We start from the raw sequence: 15187 nt of genomic DNA on the forward strand, positions 1-15187 counted from the left end.
ATTTTTCTCATAAGAAAACAGAAGCAATTAAGAACCGAGAGCCTTAGGCGTGAACATCGCTACGCACCCATGCGTCCAGCACCCTAGCAAGCAAACTCGTAACATGCTGATACATAATGTTTTGTGCGGTTGCTACATAATTCCGCTTCTTTTGGCGAAGCAAAAGAAGTGACCCGCTCGCCGGGCGGCCCCGGCACCCAATCAACCATGCGCGAAGCGCATTCCCAATCATCTGGCTCGCTCAGACGCTTTCCAACGAGCGCAGGGTCAGCTGAATGCCTACATCACTTCAGAAAGAAAAGAACCCAATCGCCCATCGGTGGTGAGGATATGCTCGGTTAGCCAGTGTTCCAAAAATTCGATATGTTTATCGGCCACGGTCTTGTCCGACTGAAGGACCTTCTGCTGCAGTTCCTTGGCGCTCTGGATTAATTCCTGGTGCTCCGTTTTGTGTTCCGCAATTTCCGGATACTGATACTTCAGCATCAGCCGCTCCTCGTGGCTGAAATGCCAGACCGTGCAATTGATCAACTCTTCCAGTGTCGCCACAAGATATTCCGGGGATTCCCCTTCTTTTACGGAATGATTGAGAATATTGAAAATATCTAACAGCTTACGGTGATCTTCATCGATTTCGTCGACCCCGACACTTAGTATCTTGCCCCAAACTAGATCTTTCATGATCCTTCTCCCTTCATTAAGACGGCTTCAGAGCCGATGTAATGCTGCTGTTTGAACTGTACCGGAAAAAAGTTATCGGCATAACCCACCGATGGCCAAATCGCTCACGAAGGAGCCTACGGCAATGCTCGGTTTGATCGAACAGCGGATATGCAGGACAGATATACGACGCCTGCCCAGGGTCGAAAGGGAAGGTCGAGAGGGGGGGGCGGCTTGAGTGACCGGGCTGGTCGCTCCTCAATACCGGTGGCTGATTCCTATGGCGAGCGACCATGGGGCAGTCAGTTGTCCCGACAGGGGGTCGGCGGGATCCGTGTTCGCGTATTGTTTCAGGGCCACCTGAACGAGGCCGTAGAGTTGCGTTTGCCGGGTTAGCGCATAGCTGGCGCCGGGGCTCAAATTGATCGAATACCCGCCCGAGGCCGGATTTGCATTGGTCCCGCTGTCCCGCTCGCGGTGCTGTACGTTCAGTTGCAGCAGGGCGTTGAGGCCGGGCGCTATCGCGTAGTGTGTTCCGAGGTCGAAGCTCAGTTCGTTTCCCGGTCGGTAATTGTCTCGGGTGTCGATTGCGGATTGTATCTGCCCGCTGACGAACCAGCCCCAGTCGGCGCCCGGCAGATTGTGGAAATAATAGGCGCCCAGAATGGCGTCGGTACTGCCGCTCCCCGGCTGGGCAGAACGCTCCAGCGCGTAAGGGGTTGCGGGATCGGCCGGATCGGGCGGCGTCATGGTTTTGTTGATGGCCCCGGTCGGCAACTTGAGCCCGAAGCGAATGCCGCTGCCGGAATGCATGCCGCCGAGGTCGAACTTGTATTTTCCGACCACCCGGATGTCACCCACTTGGCTGAATGTTGCTTGCTGCGTGAATGGGCCGCTGATCGACGAATCGAAAGTGTGCGTATGGTCGCGTATCACCAGCGGCACACTAAGCGCGATGTTCCAGCGCGGGTTGATCGTGTACTCGGCATTGAGATTGAGCACCTGGTTGATCGTGCGCTGGTCCTCTATCTCCGCGTCGCTGCCGCTCGGCGCCTCCGGGGTGATTTTGGATGAGCCCGCGCGAAGGGTGTCCGCCCTGGCGTAGGAATAGCGCAAGTCGACCAACAGTCCCCCTTCATTGGAAAGCCCCTGCGTATCCCAGCTGGTATTGACGGAGCAGAAGGCCGAGCCGCAGGAGGCGTAGGCGTTCGTGGCGAGCATGGTGATCGCCAGGGGCAACAGGTGTTTTCTCAATTTTGTTTTCCTTGAAGGGGGGCGACCAGTACCTTTTTATAAAGTCTACCAGCGACAGGATGAGGATAGGAAACGATCTCAGGGAAAACCCTCACCTAATAGCCTAGGTAATCTTTCTTAGTGGTGTTTTGTCGATCAATGGGTTTGATCTCGATGTTCGGTGACTTTCAGTCGTGTGGGAATTGAGGAATAGCGCGAACCATGAATTCATCAAATAGCGGTACGGTAAAGGCCATGTCGCCATGCGCCGGGCTGTAAATCATTCCCTTTTTTATGAGCTTTGAACGTACCGGGCCGATGCCTTTCACGGACATCCCCAGTGCAGCGGCGATATCGCCTGTACGGTGACTGCCGGCGCCGAGGTGTGCCATCGCACGAAGGAAATTTTTTTCTCCAGGGGGCAGCCGGTCAAAGCGTACACGGAAGAAATTCTTGTCCAGCCGACGAATTACCTCCGGCGTTGCATCCTTCACGGTCTGCAAGGTAATGGGGCTCGCTGCCGCCATATTCCATGCCTGATATCCCCATTCCTGAAGAAAGTAGGGATAGCCATGCGTCAGGCGAAACACTTCCTTTAACGCATCATCGTGAAACTCGACGTCCACGTCGCGGGCGGGGTCGCGCAATGCCTTTGCAGCATCCGTTTCCGACAAGGCTCCGATGTCCGGAAAATTGAACAGCCGCTCGGCATACGACTTCGACTCTCCGGCCATACCAGGGAGAATCGGCAAACCGGCGGCGAGCAACACCAAGGGCAATTGTTTTTGCTGCATCTTGTGCATTGCCATGATGAGGGCGCCCAGCTCCTTTTGGTTCAGGTACTGGATTTCGTCCACCAAAATGGCAACGGCAGTCTGACGCTCTTCCGCCGCTTCGGCGATTGCTACGAAGAGGTTTGGCAGGTCGATTTCTAGGTCACCGCTGTCGGCTGTGCCTTTGGCAGGCTCAATGTCCAGCCCTACCGCCACATCACCCATTGTTAACTTGATGCTGCCAATAAAGCTGCGTAGAACTGCCAGCCCGCGTTTCACCTTGTTGCCCGCCCCTGCTACCCGGTCAAGTTCGTAAAGCAGGCTGCGTAGCGCCGGATAGATGAGTTCGCCCAGCGGCTTATCCTCGTGCGCTTCCAGCAGGATCGTTTGATAGCCGGCGCCCTTAGCCATCCGCTCGATTTCGTTTAGCAGCACGGTTTTGCCCACCCCGCGCAACCCTGTAAGCAGGAGGCTCTTTTCAGGGCGTTTTTGCTTCACGCGACCGAGAAGGATGCGCGCCTGTTCGAGTAGCGGGTCGCGCCCGACCATATCGGGAGGCGGAGCACCCGCACCGGGAGAAAAGGGATTGTTGATCGGGTCCATTAGGTTGTCTCCAGCAAGTTCTACACGATTCTATCTAAAAACAGATAGACATGCATAGACATTGTTAGACATGCACAGAACTCTCATCCAGAACCCGCCAGCGGCGACCCGCCTCCGTCTCGAACAGGGTCCGGCTGTCCAGTCTTTGCAGGCCGTCGGGCTGCACGATGCGCTTGCCTTCGCGGAAAGGCAGGGTGGAGCGTTCGATGCGCCAGGGGGTTGTTCCGCTGCGGCGGCCGAAGCTGATTTCGAAATCCAGCCAGTCCAGCAACTGGCTGCGCGAGGGCTGCGACTTGGCGATCAGCTGACTGAAGTGGTCCGCTGCGGGCAGTGGCTGCGGGCGGGCGCGGACGTAGACGAAATAGGCGCCGGCCCACAGCAGCCAGGTCGGGCGCTGGGCTGTGGTGCCGTATTCGCTTTCGAGTTGCAGCGCGACGCATTCGCCGCGGCTCTCGGGCAGGTGTTGCCAGATTTCCAGGTAGTCTGCTTCGGCGCCGGTTTCGATCACCCGGTCGCCGGTGAAGGTCATGAGGCCGATGTCGCGGCAGCCGTTGTCGGGCTGGTAGTCGGCGTGGCGCTGCCAAGTGCAGCGCGTATCCAGGACCTGGGTGATGCCGGCGAAGCTCTGCTGGCTGGCGAGCCAGGCCAGTTGTCCGTCGCTGCACTGGTCGAGCCGGGTGATGCGGCCGAAGTCGGGGCGTTTGGCGGGGATGCGCAGATCGGCGTGCCACAGCGAGGTCTGCAGCCAGTAGACCTGGCTGGTCGTGTCCCGTGCGGCCGGGGTTTCCAGCAGGCGGCGTTGCCAGACGCCGAGGTATTGCGCGGGTACCGGGGTCATTCGTGGAACTCGGGGAACTGCCGCAGGGTGCGGAAGAACTGGATGTCGTGGTTGGGCCAGAGCTGCGCCTGTTCCTCCCGCGCCAGCTTTTTCAGCTTGCGGATGCTGGCCAGCGCCAGGTCGTCGCGCTCCTGCCAGCACAGGCCGGGGGCGATTTCCTGCTCGATGTTTTCGCTCAGGTCGGCGGCGTCGCCGCACAGGATCACCGGCGGCCCCTTGGGCAGCTCGATCCACAGCGACATGTGGCCGGCGGTATGGCCCGGCGAGGCGACGGCGCGCACGCCGGGCAGCAGGTCGTATTCGCCGTGCTGGATCTTCCACGGGTAGGCGCCGCTGAAATCGTCGGCGAAATAGGCCGCATCGGCACCGGTTTTCGCGGCTTCCATTTCGTCGTGCTGCACGTGCACTTCCGTGCCGCACACGTCGCACAGGCCGCCGGCGTGGTCGAAATGGAGGTGGCCGACGAACACCACGTCCACGTCGGCCGGCACCAAGCCGAGACGCGCCAGGTGGTGCGGCAGGCGTTGTTCCTCCTGCATCTCTGGCGGGCCGAAGGCGAAGCTTTGCGGGTCGTAGTGGCGTGCGCGGGCGAGCGGGTCCGCAATCTTGGCGTAGTCGCAGCCCACGTCGTAAAGGATGCGGCCGTTGGTCGTCTCGATCAGGTAGGCGAGGATGGGCGCCTCGATGATCTGCCCCTGGCCGCGGCCGCGCGTGGACAGGGACTTGTCGTAACGGTGGGTGGCGGTCAGCAGCGGCCGCAGGCGCAGTACCTGGCTCATGCGGTTTCCTCTCCGCCCGGTGATTCGGTGCGCGCCTCGATGACCGCCGCGGCGAGAATCAGGCTGCCGCCGAGGGCTTCCTGCAAGGACAGGATTTCGCCGCCGATCAGCATGGCGGAAAACACCCCCACCACCAGTTCGGCCAGCAGCAGGATGGCTGCCTTGCCGGCTTGGAGGCGGGCCACGCCGTAAAACGTGGCGAGCGTGCCGGGCAGCACCCACAGCAAGGCCAGGGCGGCCAGCGCCGCCGCCTGGGCGCCGCTCAGCTCGGGCAGGGGCGCGCTCTGCCAGGCCATGAACCCGGCGGCAAACAGCGCGCAGCCGGCGAACACCGCCGTCGAGCGGACGGCTTCGGGCAGGCCGTGACCCGCGCGGACCACCACGTTGTTGAGGGCGAAGGCGAGGCCCGAGGACAGGGCCAGCAGGTCGGTGCCGGACAGTGCCGCGGTGAATATCTCCGGCCCGCCCAGCGTGGCGAACAGTCCGCTCATGGCCAGGCCCAGCGCGGCCAGGCGCAGCCGGGTGATCGGTTCGCCGAGAAACAGTCGCGCGGCCAGAACGGTCCACACCGGGGCGAGATAGAACAGCAACATGACCCGCACCACGCTGCCGTAGGTCAGCGCCGTGGCGAAGGAGGCGTTGGCCCAGCCGCCCAGCAGGGCGATGCCGGCCAGCAGGCCGAGGCGTCCCTGCCACTCGTCCCGGTTGCGCCAGGCCAGCGGGGCGAGGACCAGCGCCGGCAGGCCAAAGGCAATGACCTGGATGAAACTGCCCTGGATGCCTGCCGCAGCAAGCGTCTTGAGCGGCCACCAGAACAGCCCCCACACCACCGCGCCGCCCAGCAGCGTGGTGACGGCGAGGCTGTGGCGGAGCGGGGGCCGGGCTGCAGCGGTATACGTATTCATCGCTTAAACCGCCGTCAGGAAGGAAACGCCGACTGCGCCATAGAATCCGCTGGCGTCGAGCCGTCCGAAGGGCGTCTCTGGAACTTCGCCATAATCGTCCGAAAGTATGCGTCTGACGCGATAGCGGTGGTAGGCGGCCAGCAGTTTGCGCATCGGCAGCACCTGCACAAAGGCGGCGGGAAACAGTTCCCGGTGCAGGCGCGGCAGGCGATACCAGGGTTCGATCGGGCGCTCGTGATGGGCGTTGTGATAGGAAAAATTGAGCAGCAGCAGATTCAGCAGCGGATGCCCCTCCGACACCAGATTGGAGTAGGTGTTGCGCTGCTCGTAGGCGTGGTCGCGCACTTTGTCGGCAGGGATGTCGCCGCCCTCAAGCAGGGCAAAGGCGTCATAGGTGTGCTGGTAAGCGTCGGCGAAACGCAGCACCTGCAGCATGATCATGTAGGCAAGCGCATAGCCGAGCAGGCCGATTGGCGAAGCCCAGCCGAGCAGGGCGAAGCCCGTTACACGCAGCGCGATGACGGCCGAGACGCGCGCCCGCTGCGGGCGTTTTTCGCTGGCGATGAAGGGCAGCGCCATCACATAGGCGTGCATGATCAGTTCCACCGCCGGTATGTAGGCCCATTCCAGCGCCAGCACCAGATTGCGGAACCAGACCGGCGAGCGCCATAGAAAATGTTTGAAATCGAAGCTGATGACATCGGCACGGTCGACGTGGTGGCGCACGTGCTTGCGCCGCAGATCGGCGAAGCGGGCATAGCACGAGCCGTTGATCCAGGTCATCAGCGTGCCCCAGCGGGTGTTTGCGGCGGCGGACTGGAAAATGGCGTGGTGCGCGAATTCGTGGAACAGGTAGCCAGCCAGAATCAGGGCGTGGGCCAGCAACAGCGTTCCGACGATCTTGCCCGGAAGCGCGGCAAACCCCAGCAGCGCGATGCCGCCAAGATAGCCCGCAAGCGTGTAGGCAATGGCGGCGCTATTCGGCAACACGCCGTCGGCATGGCGGAAAAGTCTAACCAGCATGAGCGTCTCCTCAAGCATGCGCCGCGCCCGTTATCCGGGCGTGGCGCATGGTGGTTACTTGGCCAGCGCCTTGACGAACTGGTCGTCGATGGTGGCTTCGGTTGCCGGGATGGCCTTGATCTGGCCCTTGCTCTTGAGCAGCTTGCCGATCACGTCGCCGCTGGTGAAGTAGGAGGTGGTTTCAGGGGATTTCACGAAAGCCTTGGGCATTTCCTTGAGGGGGATGTTGTAGACCCCGGTCAGTTGCGCTTTGGCTTCCTTGGCCGACACGCCCATGGTCTTGCCGATGATGGCGGCGGACTCGTCGGCGTGGCTCTTCATGTACGCCAGGGCTTCCACGTAGGCCTCGATGATGCCTTTGATCTCCTTGGGATGCGCCTTGATGTATTTCTGGTCGAACACCAGCACGTCGGCGATCAGGCCGGGCGCGTCCTTGGACGAGAACACCACGTGGAATTTCTTGCCGCCGCCCTGGCTCAGCACCTGCGACAGGCTCGGCTCGTAGGTCACGCCGATTTTGATGCCGCCCGAGGCCATGGCGGCGGGCACGTCTTCCGGCGTCATCGGCACGACCTGGATGTCTTTCTCCGCCAGGCCGTTTTTCTGCAGCGCGTAGGACAGCAGGAAATCGGAGGGAGAAAGCGGATTGAAGCCGATTTTCTTGCCCTTGAAGTCGCTGACTTTGGTCACGTCGCTGGTGGCGGCAATGGCGTCGCCGCCGGCGGAGTAGTCCACCGGCATCACCACCCTGTGCGCCATGCCCTTGGCCACCGTGCCGATCACCTGGTCGTAGGTCAGCAGGGCGCCGTCGACCGATCCGCCGGCCATCGCCGTCGGGATCAGCGCCGGGTCGGTGAACACCTGCAGCGAAACCTTGAGGTCGTGTTTCTTGTAGAAATCCTTGGCTTCGGCCACGAAGAACGGCCCGTAGCCCACCCACATGGTGGTGCCGATCTTGACGGACGTGGCTGCCTGGGCGGCGAGCGGCGTCAAGCTGGCGGCAAGCAGCAGGGAACCTGTTGCGATGAAGGTATTCAGGGATTTGAGGGTGAAGTGCATGGTCGGCTCCTTTTGGGTAAATGTCAGCGGGAAAGCAGTTACGCTCTCTCCCGGGCTTTTATCCCTCCGTGTAACCTCCAGCGAGGCCGGCGCGCTCTCGGACCAGCGCCCTGTTTCACAGGACCGGAACCCTAGCGTGCCTAAAGTGTACAGTGCGCTATAGACGCAACTGCTTGCCACATTTCAGTGAACAACCGGGCGCGGCCTGAAAGGGTGCGCCCCTGCCACGCCCGGTGTCTGAAGAGACATGAGCACATTGCGTGCCAGTCGGATAAATTGATTGATATCAACCGGATATGGATTATTCCGCGCGGGCTGGTCCGGCCCGCCATGCACCGGGCTGGTGCGGCTGCACCATCGGGCGCCATGTTTGCCCCGACCGGAAAGCACATCGGAGCGATCAGGGAGCGGCCTGGCCGACCATGCTCAGGGCCACGGCCTCGGCCACCTTGATGCCGTCCACCGCGGCGGAAAGGATGCCGCCCGCGTAGCCCGCGCCCTCGCCGGCCGGGTAGAGCCCGCGCGTGTTCAGGCTCTGGAAGTCGTCGTTGTTGCGCTTGATGCGGATGGGCGAGGAGGTGCGCGTTTCGACTCCGGTCAGCACCGCGTCGTGCATGGCGAAGCCCCTGATCTGCTTGTCGAAGGCGGGGATGGCCTCGCGCATCGCCGCGATGACGTAATCCGGCAGGGCGCTGCTCAGGTCGCACAAATGCACGCCGGGGGTGTACGACGGCTGCACCGCGCCGAAGGCGGTGGAGGGACGCCCGGCGAGGAAATCGCCCACCAGCTGTCCCGGGGCGCAATAATCCCGGCCGCCCAGTTCGAAGGCGCGCGCTTCCCACTGGCGCTGGAATTCCATCCCGGCCAGCGGGTTGCCGGGGTAGTCCTCGGGCGTGATGCCGACCACAATCCCGCTGTTGGCGTTGCGCTCGCTGCGCGAGTACTGGCTCATGCCGTTGGTGACCACGCCGCCCTCCTCCGACGCCGCCGCCACCACTTGGCCGCCGGGGCACATGCAGAAGCTGTAGACCGAGCGGCCGTTCTTGCAGTGGTGCACCAGCTTGTAATCGGCTGCGCCCAGCACCGGGTTGCCGGCGTCGCTGCCGAAACGGCAACTGTCGATGAGCGCCTGCGGGTGTTCGATGCGGAAGCCGATGGAGAATGGTTTGGCTTCGATGTAGACGCCGCGCCGGTAGAGCATGCGGAAGGTGTCGCGCGCGCTGTGGCCCACGGCCAGCACCACGTGGTCGCTGGCGATGCGTTCGCCGTCGGCCAGCACCACGCCGCGCACCTGCCCATCCTCGATCTCGATATCCTCCACCCGGCTCTGGAAGCGGATTTCGCCGCCCAGTTCCTGGATGGTGGCGCGCATTTTTTCCACCATGCTCACCAGCCGGAACGTGCCGATGTGCGGCTTGCTGACGTAAAGGATTTCGGGCGGCGCGCCGGCCTTGACGAATTCGGTGAGCACTTTCCTGCCGTGGTGCAGCGGGTCCTTGATCTGGCTATGCAGCTTGCCGTCGGAAAAAGTGCCGGCGCCGCCTTCGCCGAACTGCACGTTGGACTCCGGGTCGAGCTTGCCCTGGCGCCACAGGCCGAAGGTGTCCTTGGTGCGCTCGCGCACCGCCTTGCCGCGCTCCAGCACGATCGGGCGGAAGCCCGACTGCGCCAGGATCAGGGCGGCGAACAGCCCGGCCGGCCCCATGCCGATCACCACCGGGCGCGAATTCAGTTCGGCGGGCGCCTGGGCCACGAAACGGTAGCTGGTGTCCGGGGTAGGCGCGAGATGCTTGTCGCCCTTGAGGCGCTTGAGGATCGCTTTTTCGTTCCTGGCTTCCACGTCGAGCGAATACACCAGCGCGATCGCCCCGCGCTTGCGGGCGTCGAAGCCGCGCCGCGCGACGGTCCAGGCGACCAGGTCGTCCTCGGCGATGGCCAGGCGTTCGAGAATGGCGGCCTTGAGGGCGCTTTCCGAATGGTCGAGGGGGAGCTTGATTTCAGTCAGTCGCAACATGCGCAGTATTCCGTGTTGGCCCGCGGCATCAGGCCGTCGGGGCGACGGCAAGGGGTTGCGGGTGGCGCTATTTTACCGCACCCGATCAATACACCGCATCGTGGTCGCCCACATTCACCGGGATAATCTGCTCATCCTGAATCAGCAGTTCCAGCGTAATGCGGTAGGAAAGATTGATGGAGACGGAATGGAGGGCCTGCAGCTTGCCGCTCAAGGGATGCAGGCGCAATGAAGGGTGGTGGGGATTCAGTTCGAGCAGTTGCAGGGTCTTGAGATACTGCTTTTCCAGCTCGGGATGCCGCTTGAGAAAACGCGCGGCGCGTTTTACGTATTGCGCGGTAAAAATCAACCGATAGCTCATGCGCCGGATTTCACCCGCGCCACATGTTCCTCCGGCGACTCCTGTACAAACCGCCCTGCCGCCAGATCGGCGCGCGTTTCAGCCAGCGCGGCATCCAGTTCGCACTCGCGCAAATAGTGATATTGCGCGATATCCATCACCACGAAGCGATCCTTGCCTCTTACCGAAACAATCGCCTCGGTATGCTCGGCCAGCATGGCCTCGATGGCGGCCACCCCTTTGGTTTTAAGATCATTGGCCGTCAAATGCGACATGGCTGGTCTCCGCATGGTTTGTCTTGGAAGCGCTTAATGGTGCTACAGATAGTGCGATTAATCAAGTGGAGCGGGGGGCTATAACGTGTGGCTGCGGTCGCCGCGCCGGAAGCCGAGCGGGATTTCCTGCATGCCCTTGCTCAGGGCGATGGCCTTGAAAAATTCGCCCATTTCCGCCGGGCTCATCAGCTTCTGCACTTGCGCGACCAGCGGCAGGTAGGCGGCGGGGTCTTCCGGCGAAGTGCGGGCGAGCAGTTCGGTCAGGCCGCAGTTGATGAGGAAATTGGCCTGACTGGCATAGCCCGAGAGCGTCAGGCCGGACTCGGTCGCGGCCTGCGCCATGGCGCTGAAGTCGACGTGGGCGGTGAGGTCCTGCAGGCCGGGGAGGAAGAACGGGTCGTCGTGGGTCTGGTGGCGGTAGTGGCACATCAGCGTTCCGCCGCCGCGTTGCGGGTGGTAGTACTCACTTGCGCCGAAACCGTAATCCAGCATCAGAATCATTCCCTGTTCCAGCATCTGGCCGAGGCTGCGCACAAAGCCCTGGGCGGCGAGGTTGATTTCGCTGGTGTAGGCGGACTCTCCGCTGACGAAGCCGGCGGGCGGCAGCGCTTGTGCCTGGCGCAGCAGTTCGCCTTCGGTGAGCGGGCGCTCGCTCCAGGCGAATCGCCCGTCCGCTATGGACACGCCGCGTTCGAACACCTGACCGGCGCGCCACGTCACGAGGTGCGCGGGCATGGCGTCGAGCACTTCGTTGCCCAGCACCAGGCCGCTGAAGCGCTGCGGCATGGTGTCGAGCCAGGCGAAGCGCGGCAGGAGGTGAGGCGCGTTGCGCTCGATGCGTGCCTGCTGGCGCTGGCGCAGGTCGGCGGAAAGTTCGAGTATGCGGTAATGCTGCGGCAAGGCATCCAGACGCTCCAGTTCCAGCATCAGGTCGAGCGCCAGTTTGCCGGAACCGGCGCCGATTTCGAGCACATCGCCGCCGGTCAGGCGCAGCACCTGCGCCGCCTGGGCTGCGACAGCCTGGCCGAACAATGCGGACATTTCCGGCGCGGTGACGAAATCGCCGCCCGCGCCGAACTTGTCCAGGCCGGCGCTGTAATAGCCGAGGCCGGGCGCATAGAGGGCGATTTCCATGAAGCGCGCGAAGGAAATCCAGCCGTCGCTCGCAGTGACTTCCTGCGCGATCGCCGCGCTCACGGCGCGGCTGTGTGCGAGGGCCGAGCTGTCTGGTTGGGGTAGTGCGGACATGATCAGAACACGGTCAGCGGGGCTAACCGTGGTATTCCTCCAGTATGCGGGTGATGGTTCCGGCTTCGTTCAAGCGCATGAATGCCGCCACGATGGCCGGGTCGAACTGTTTGCCCGACTGCTCGCGCAAGGCGTCAAGCGCGGCTTCCACTGTCCACGGCTCCTTGTAGGGACGGCGGCTGGTCAGTGCATCAAACACGTCCGCAACCTTTACCAGGCGGGCGGACAGGGGGGTCGCCTCGCCTTCCAGGCGTTGCGGATAACCGCTGCCGTCCCAGTTTTCATGGTGGCCGCCGGCAATTTCGCGCGCTATGTCGTAAAAGGGGTTGCTGCCAAGTATCCGTACCCCGTGTTCGGTGTGTTTCCGAATAATGGCCCATTCGTCCGGGTCCAGCTTGGCCGGCTTCTTCAGGATGGAGTCGGGAATATTGAGCTTGCCGATGTCGTGCAGAATGCTCATCACCCCCATGTGCACGGATTCCTCTTCGCCCAGGCCCAATTCGCGCGCCAGCGCCTCGGTAAAGTGCTGCACGCGCTGGACGTGGAAGCCGGTGTCCTCGTCCTTGCCTTCGCAGGCAAAGGACAGCATGGTAACGGCATCCATATAAGCGTCTTTCAGATGTTCGGAAGCCAGTTTGAGCCTGCGATCGAGGTCGAGGTGCTCGAGCGCGCGGATTACCGTCAGCTTGAGGTCTTCCGGCTCCCAGGGCTTGCTCAGATACTTATAGATGCCTGCCTCATTGACGCACTTCACCAGCGATTCGAGATCGGAATAGCCGGTCAGAAGAATGCGGATGGCGTTTGGCTGGAGTTCTTTTGCGGCCTTGAGTACCTCGTCGCCGGTCAGGCCGGGCATGCGCTGGTCGGAGATGATGAGATCCACCGGCTGAGTTTTGATGTATTCGACCGCTTCCTGGCCCGAGGTCGCAGTCAGCACCTTGTACCCTTTGCGAAAGCTTCGGTGCAGGCTGTCGACGATATCCGGTTCGTCGTCGACGAAGAGCAGCGTGAATGTGCTCGCGGTGGCGCTCGGATTATTCAAACGGGAAACGGCTTCCATTGCTTGCGTCCTTATGCGGCGGTGTCCGGCATGTCCTGGTTCAGCGGCAGATAGATCGTGAACGTAGTGCCGCGGCCCGGTTCGCTCTCGACTTCGATGTGTCCTCCGTGCTTCTCGACGATGCCGTAGGAGATGGACAAGCCCAGGCCGGTGCCTTCGCCCACTTTCTTGGTGGTGAAGAAGGGATCGAATATGCGGGTCAGAGCCTCAGGCGCGATCCCTTTGCCGGTGTCGGAAATCGTCACCACCGCCCAGTCGTTTTTTCGATGGGTATTGACGCTGATGGTTCCGGCGTCCGGGGTGGCCTGGATGGCGTTATAGATGATGTTCATGAAAACCTGGTTGAGCTGGCCGGGCCGGCACAGCACTGGAACATTCAGGTGGTAGTCCTTGACGATGGCGATGCGTTTCTTGTAGTGATGGTGCAGCAGGGCCAGGGTGTCGTCGAGCCCCTCTTCGAGCCTGGCGGTCTTCACCACCGCTTCGTCCAGGCGGGAAAAACTGCGCAGCGAGGAGATGATTTCCTTCACGCGCGTGGCGCCGGACTGACCGCTGCGGATGATTTTGAGCAAATCCTCGCGCAGGAACTCCAGGTCCGCTTCCGCCAGGCGCGCTTCCATGTGCTGCCGCGAGTCTTCCGGCATCGGCAGCTTGCGCAGCTCGTCGAGCAGCGTGAGCAGGATGTGCGCGTACTCCTCCAGGTGCGGGAAATTGGCGTAAATGAAGCCGATGGGGTTGTTGAGCTCGTGCGCGACGCCGGCCACCAACTGGCCCAGCGACGCCATCTTTTCCTGGTGGATCAGCTGGCTCTGGGCCGATTTGAGATTTTCCAGTGCCTGCGTCAGATCGGCATTGGATGCGGTCAGTTCCCGGGTGCGGTCGCGCACCTTGTCCTCCAGTTCTTCGGCGAACACCTCGAGTTCATGCACGAAGCGCTCCCGCTCAGCCGACGCGCTTTCCAGCCGCACGGCCATGTGGTTGAAGGCGGAAGCCAGTGTGCCGATCTCGTCCTGGGAGCTCGGCGTCAGTCGCCGGGATAGATCGCCGGTCTTGGTGATGCCCGTGACGAATTGGGTCAGGTCGCGCAGCGGGGCAGTCAAACGCCTGGCCAGCCAGCGGATGGCCAGGGTCAAGGGGAATGCCAGGATCAGGCACAGCACCGCCAGCTGGAGTGCGACCGAATTCAGGGTATGGGACAGCGACTTGGGTTCGCGCAGCACCACTACCTGCCAGCCCGGAATCAACCCGCCTTTCCCGTGCGCATAATTGGCAAGGTATTCCTGTCGGCCCAGTTGCACCCAGCCGGTTCGATCGGCGAGCGCGGTCAGCGCGTCTGCGGAGGCGGTGGTGTGCAGGTTCGATTCCAGCAGCACGGGTTCCGACCGGCGGCGCAGCAAGACGGAATCGTCAGCCAGCGTTTTCTTGACCTCGGACCAGGGATAAACCAGGACCAGGGTGCCGAGCTGAAAGCCGGATGAAAAGCTGGAGGTCACCGGCGTGGACAAAGCGACGATGGCCTCGCCGCCGAACGGGTTGGCATGCTTGTCGACAAAGCTCAGTTGGCCGCGGGGGTGCCATACCGGCGGAAGTGTGACGGCCCCCTGCTGCGGCCTGGTGCTGGCGAGCAGGCGTCCGGTCGCATCGAAAGCGTAAAGGTCGCCCTTGAGCGCGTAATCGCTTTTCATGCCCTGCAGCGCCCGTTCCACCCGTTTGTCGACGTCGCCGGAGGCGAGGTCGTTCATCACGTCCAGCTTGGACCAGGCGCGCAGATCGGTCGCCAGTTGTTCGAAGCGGATGTCCAGGTTGTTGAGCTTGAGGTGGGCAAATTGCGCCACGGTGTCCAGCTCGGCCTTGGTGACCGCCGTGCGCACGGCGCTCAGGACCACCAGCGCGGTTGCCAGGTAGGTGATCAGGAAAACGGAGAAAAACGCCAGCAGCAGCTTGCGCGCGATGGTGCGCCCGAACCAGCCGCGCAGCGCCGGCAACCTCAAGCCGCGGCCGTGCTCGTTCATGGCAGTTTTTTCAGGATCTTGACGCCCGTGGTGGCCTGGCCGGCTTCGACGTAGCCGACCGCGCCCGGCACGCTGCGCACGAAGCCCAGCATGGCCTGGTCGGAAGTTTGCACGAGTGGGGGGAGTTTGCCCTGGAAGCGCAGGCGGTTCCAGTAATCCGCAAGCTCGCGCGGCGAACGCTCGAATACCACCTCGGAGAAGTGTTCGCGCACCGGGCTTGCCGCTTCACGGTTAACCGGCACCACAGGGAGGCCGCCTGGCCATGCCATTTTCTGCGCCAGGTAAATGGCGGCCAGTTCCTCTCTTGATATCGAGTCGACAGGTACATTGGGCGAGGCAATAACCAGCAAGCCTTCCGCACCTGC

At 62.4% G+C, this 15187-nt stretch carries 15 protein-coding genes and 1 riboswitch; all 15 genes read right to left on the reverse strand.

Annotated features, from left to right (window positions below; translation table 11 throughout):
• Positions 1 to 279: 279 nt before the first annotated feature.
• Complete coding sequence (locus tag SKTS_RS00955; RefSeq protein ID WP_173059012.1) at positions 280 to 681, reverse strand: bacteriohemerythrin; 402 nt, start codon at positions 679 to 681, stop codon at positions 280 to 282.
• A gap of 237 nt (positions 682 to 918) precedes the next feature.
• The gene (locus SKTS_RS00960; protein ID WP_173059015.1) at positions 919 to 1914 is read right to left on the reverse strand and encodes a transporter; all 996 of its coding nucleotides are present in this window, start codon (positions 1912 to 1914) and stop codon (positions 919 to 921) included.
• Positions 1915 to 2081: 167 nt separating this feature from the next.
• On the reverse strand, positions 2082 to 3269 hold the full coding sequence (locus SKTS_RS00965; protein ID WP_173059018.1) for an ATP-binding protein: 1188 nt from the start codon (positions 3267 to 3269) through the stop codon (positions 2082 to 2084).
• 64 nt (positions 3270 to 3333) lie between these two features.
• Positions 3334 to 4107, reverse strand: a complete 774-nt coding sequence (locus SKTS_RS00970; RefSeq protein ID WP_173059021.1) for a hypothetical protein — start codon at positions 4105 to 4107, stop codon at positions 3334 to 3336.
• Positions 4104 to 4886: an N-acyl homoserine lactonase family protein gene (locus tag SKTS_RS00975; protein ID WP_173059024.1), complete on the reverse strand. Its 783-nt coding sequence runs from the start codon at positions 4884 to 4886 to the stop codon at positions 4104 to 4106. The genes SKTS_RS00970 and SKTS_RS00975 overlap by 4 nt, the downstream gene beginning before the upstream one ends.
• Entirely contained in the window at positions 4883 to 5791 is a 909-nt protein-coding gene (locus SKTS_RS00980; RefSeq protein ID WP_173059027.1) for a DMT family transporter, read from the reverse strand. Before SKTS_RS00980 ends, SKTS_RS00975 begins: the two co-directional genes overlap by 4 nt.
• Positions 5792 to 5794: 3 nt before the next feature.
• Positions 5795 to 6814 (reverse strand): fatty acid desaturase, encoded by a 1020-nt coding sequence (locus SKTS_RS00985; RefSeq protein ID WP_173059030.1) that lies wholly within the window; start codon positions 6812 to 6814, stop codon positions 5795 to 5797.
• A 54-nt stretch (positions 6815 to 6868) separates the two neighbouring features.
• Complete coding sequence (locus SKTS_RS00990; protein ID WP_173059033.1) at positions 6869 to 7873, reverse strand: ABC transporter substrate-binding protein; 1005 nt, start codon at positions 7871 to 7873, stop codon at positions 6869 to 6871.
• Positions 7874 to 7918: 45 nt separating this feature from the next.
• A riboswitch (guanidine-I (ykkC/yxkD leader) is annotated at positions 7919 to 8019 on the reverse strand.
• A 254-nt stretch (positions 8020 to 8273) separates the two neighbouring features.
• Positions 8274 to 9887 (reverse strand): NAD(P)/FAD-dependent oxidoreductase, encoded by a 1614-nt coding sequence (locus SKTS_RS00995; protein ID WP_173059035.1) that lies wholly within the window; start codon positions 9885 to 9887, stop codon positions 8274 to 8276.
• Positions 9888 to 9972: 85 nt separating this feature from the next.
• Positions 9973 to 10248: a type II toxin-antitoxin system RelE/ParE family toxin gene (locus tag SKTS_RS01000; RefSeq protein ID WP_173059038.1), complete on the reverse strand. Its 276-nt coding sequence runs from the start codon at positions 10246 to 10248 to the stop codon at positions 9973 to 9975.
• Complete coding sequence (locus tag SKTS_RS01005; RefSeq protein ID WP_173059041.1) at positions 10245 to 10502, reverse strand: type II toxin-antitoxin system Phd/YefM family antitoxin; 258 nt, start codon at positions 10500 to 10502, stop codon at positions 10245 to 10247. The genes SKTS_RS01000 and SKTS_RS01005 overlap by 4 nt, the downstream gene beginning before the upstream one ends.
• A 78-nt stretch (positions 10503 to 10580) precedes the next feature.
• A complete protein-coding gene (locus SKTS_RS01010; RefSeq protein ID WP_173059044.1) occupies positions 10581 to 11750 on the reverse strand; it encodes a class I SAM-dependent methyltransferase in 1170 nt (389 codons plus the stop codon).
• Between the two features lie 22 nt (positions 11751 to 11772).
• The gene (locus SKTS_RS01015; protein ID WP_173059047.1) at positions 11773 to 12810 is read right to left on the reverse strand and encodes an HD domain-containing phosphohydrolase; all 1038 of its coding nucleotides are present in this window, start codon (positions 12808 to 12810) and stop codon (positions 11773 to 11775) included.
• An 11-nt stretch (positions 12811 to 12821) separates the two neighbouring features.
• Positions 12822 to 14822, reverse strand: a complete 2001-nt coding sequence (locus SKTS_RS01020) for an ATP-binding protein (protein ID WP_173059050.1) — start codon at positions 14820 to 14822, stop codon at positions 12822 to 12824.
• Positions 14819 to 15172, reverse strand: a complete 354-nt coding sequence (locus SKTS_RS01025; protein WP_173059053.1) for a type 2 periplasmic-binding domain-containing protein — start codon at positions 15170 to 15172, stop codon at positions 14819 to 14821. The genes SKTS_RS01020 and SKTS_RS01025 overlap by 4 nt, the downstream gene beginning before the upstream one ends.
• Positions 15173 to 15187: the final 15 nt, after the last annotated feature.

Source organism: Sulfurimicrobium lacus, from assembly GCF_011764585.1.
GTDB lineage: Bacteria > Pseudomonadota > Gammaproteobacteria > Burkholderiales > Sulfuricellaceae > Sulfurimicrobium > Sulfurimicrobium lacus.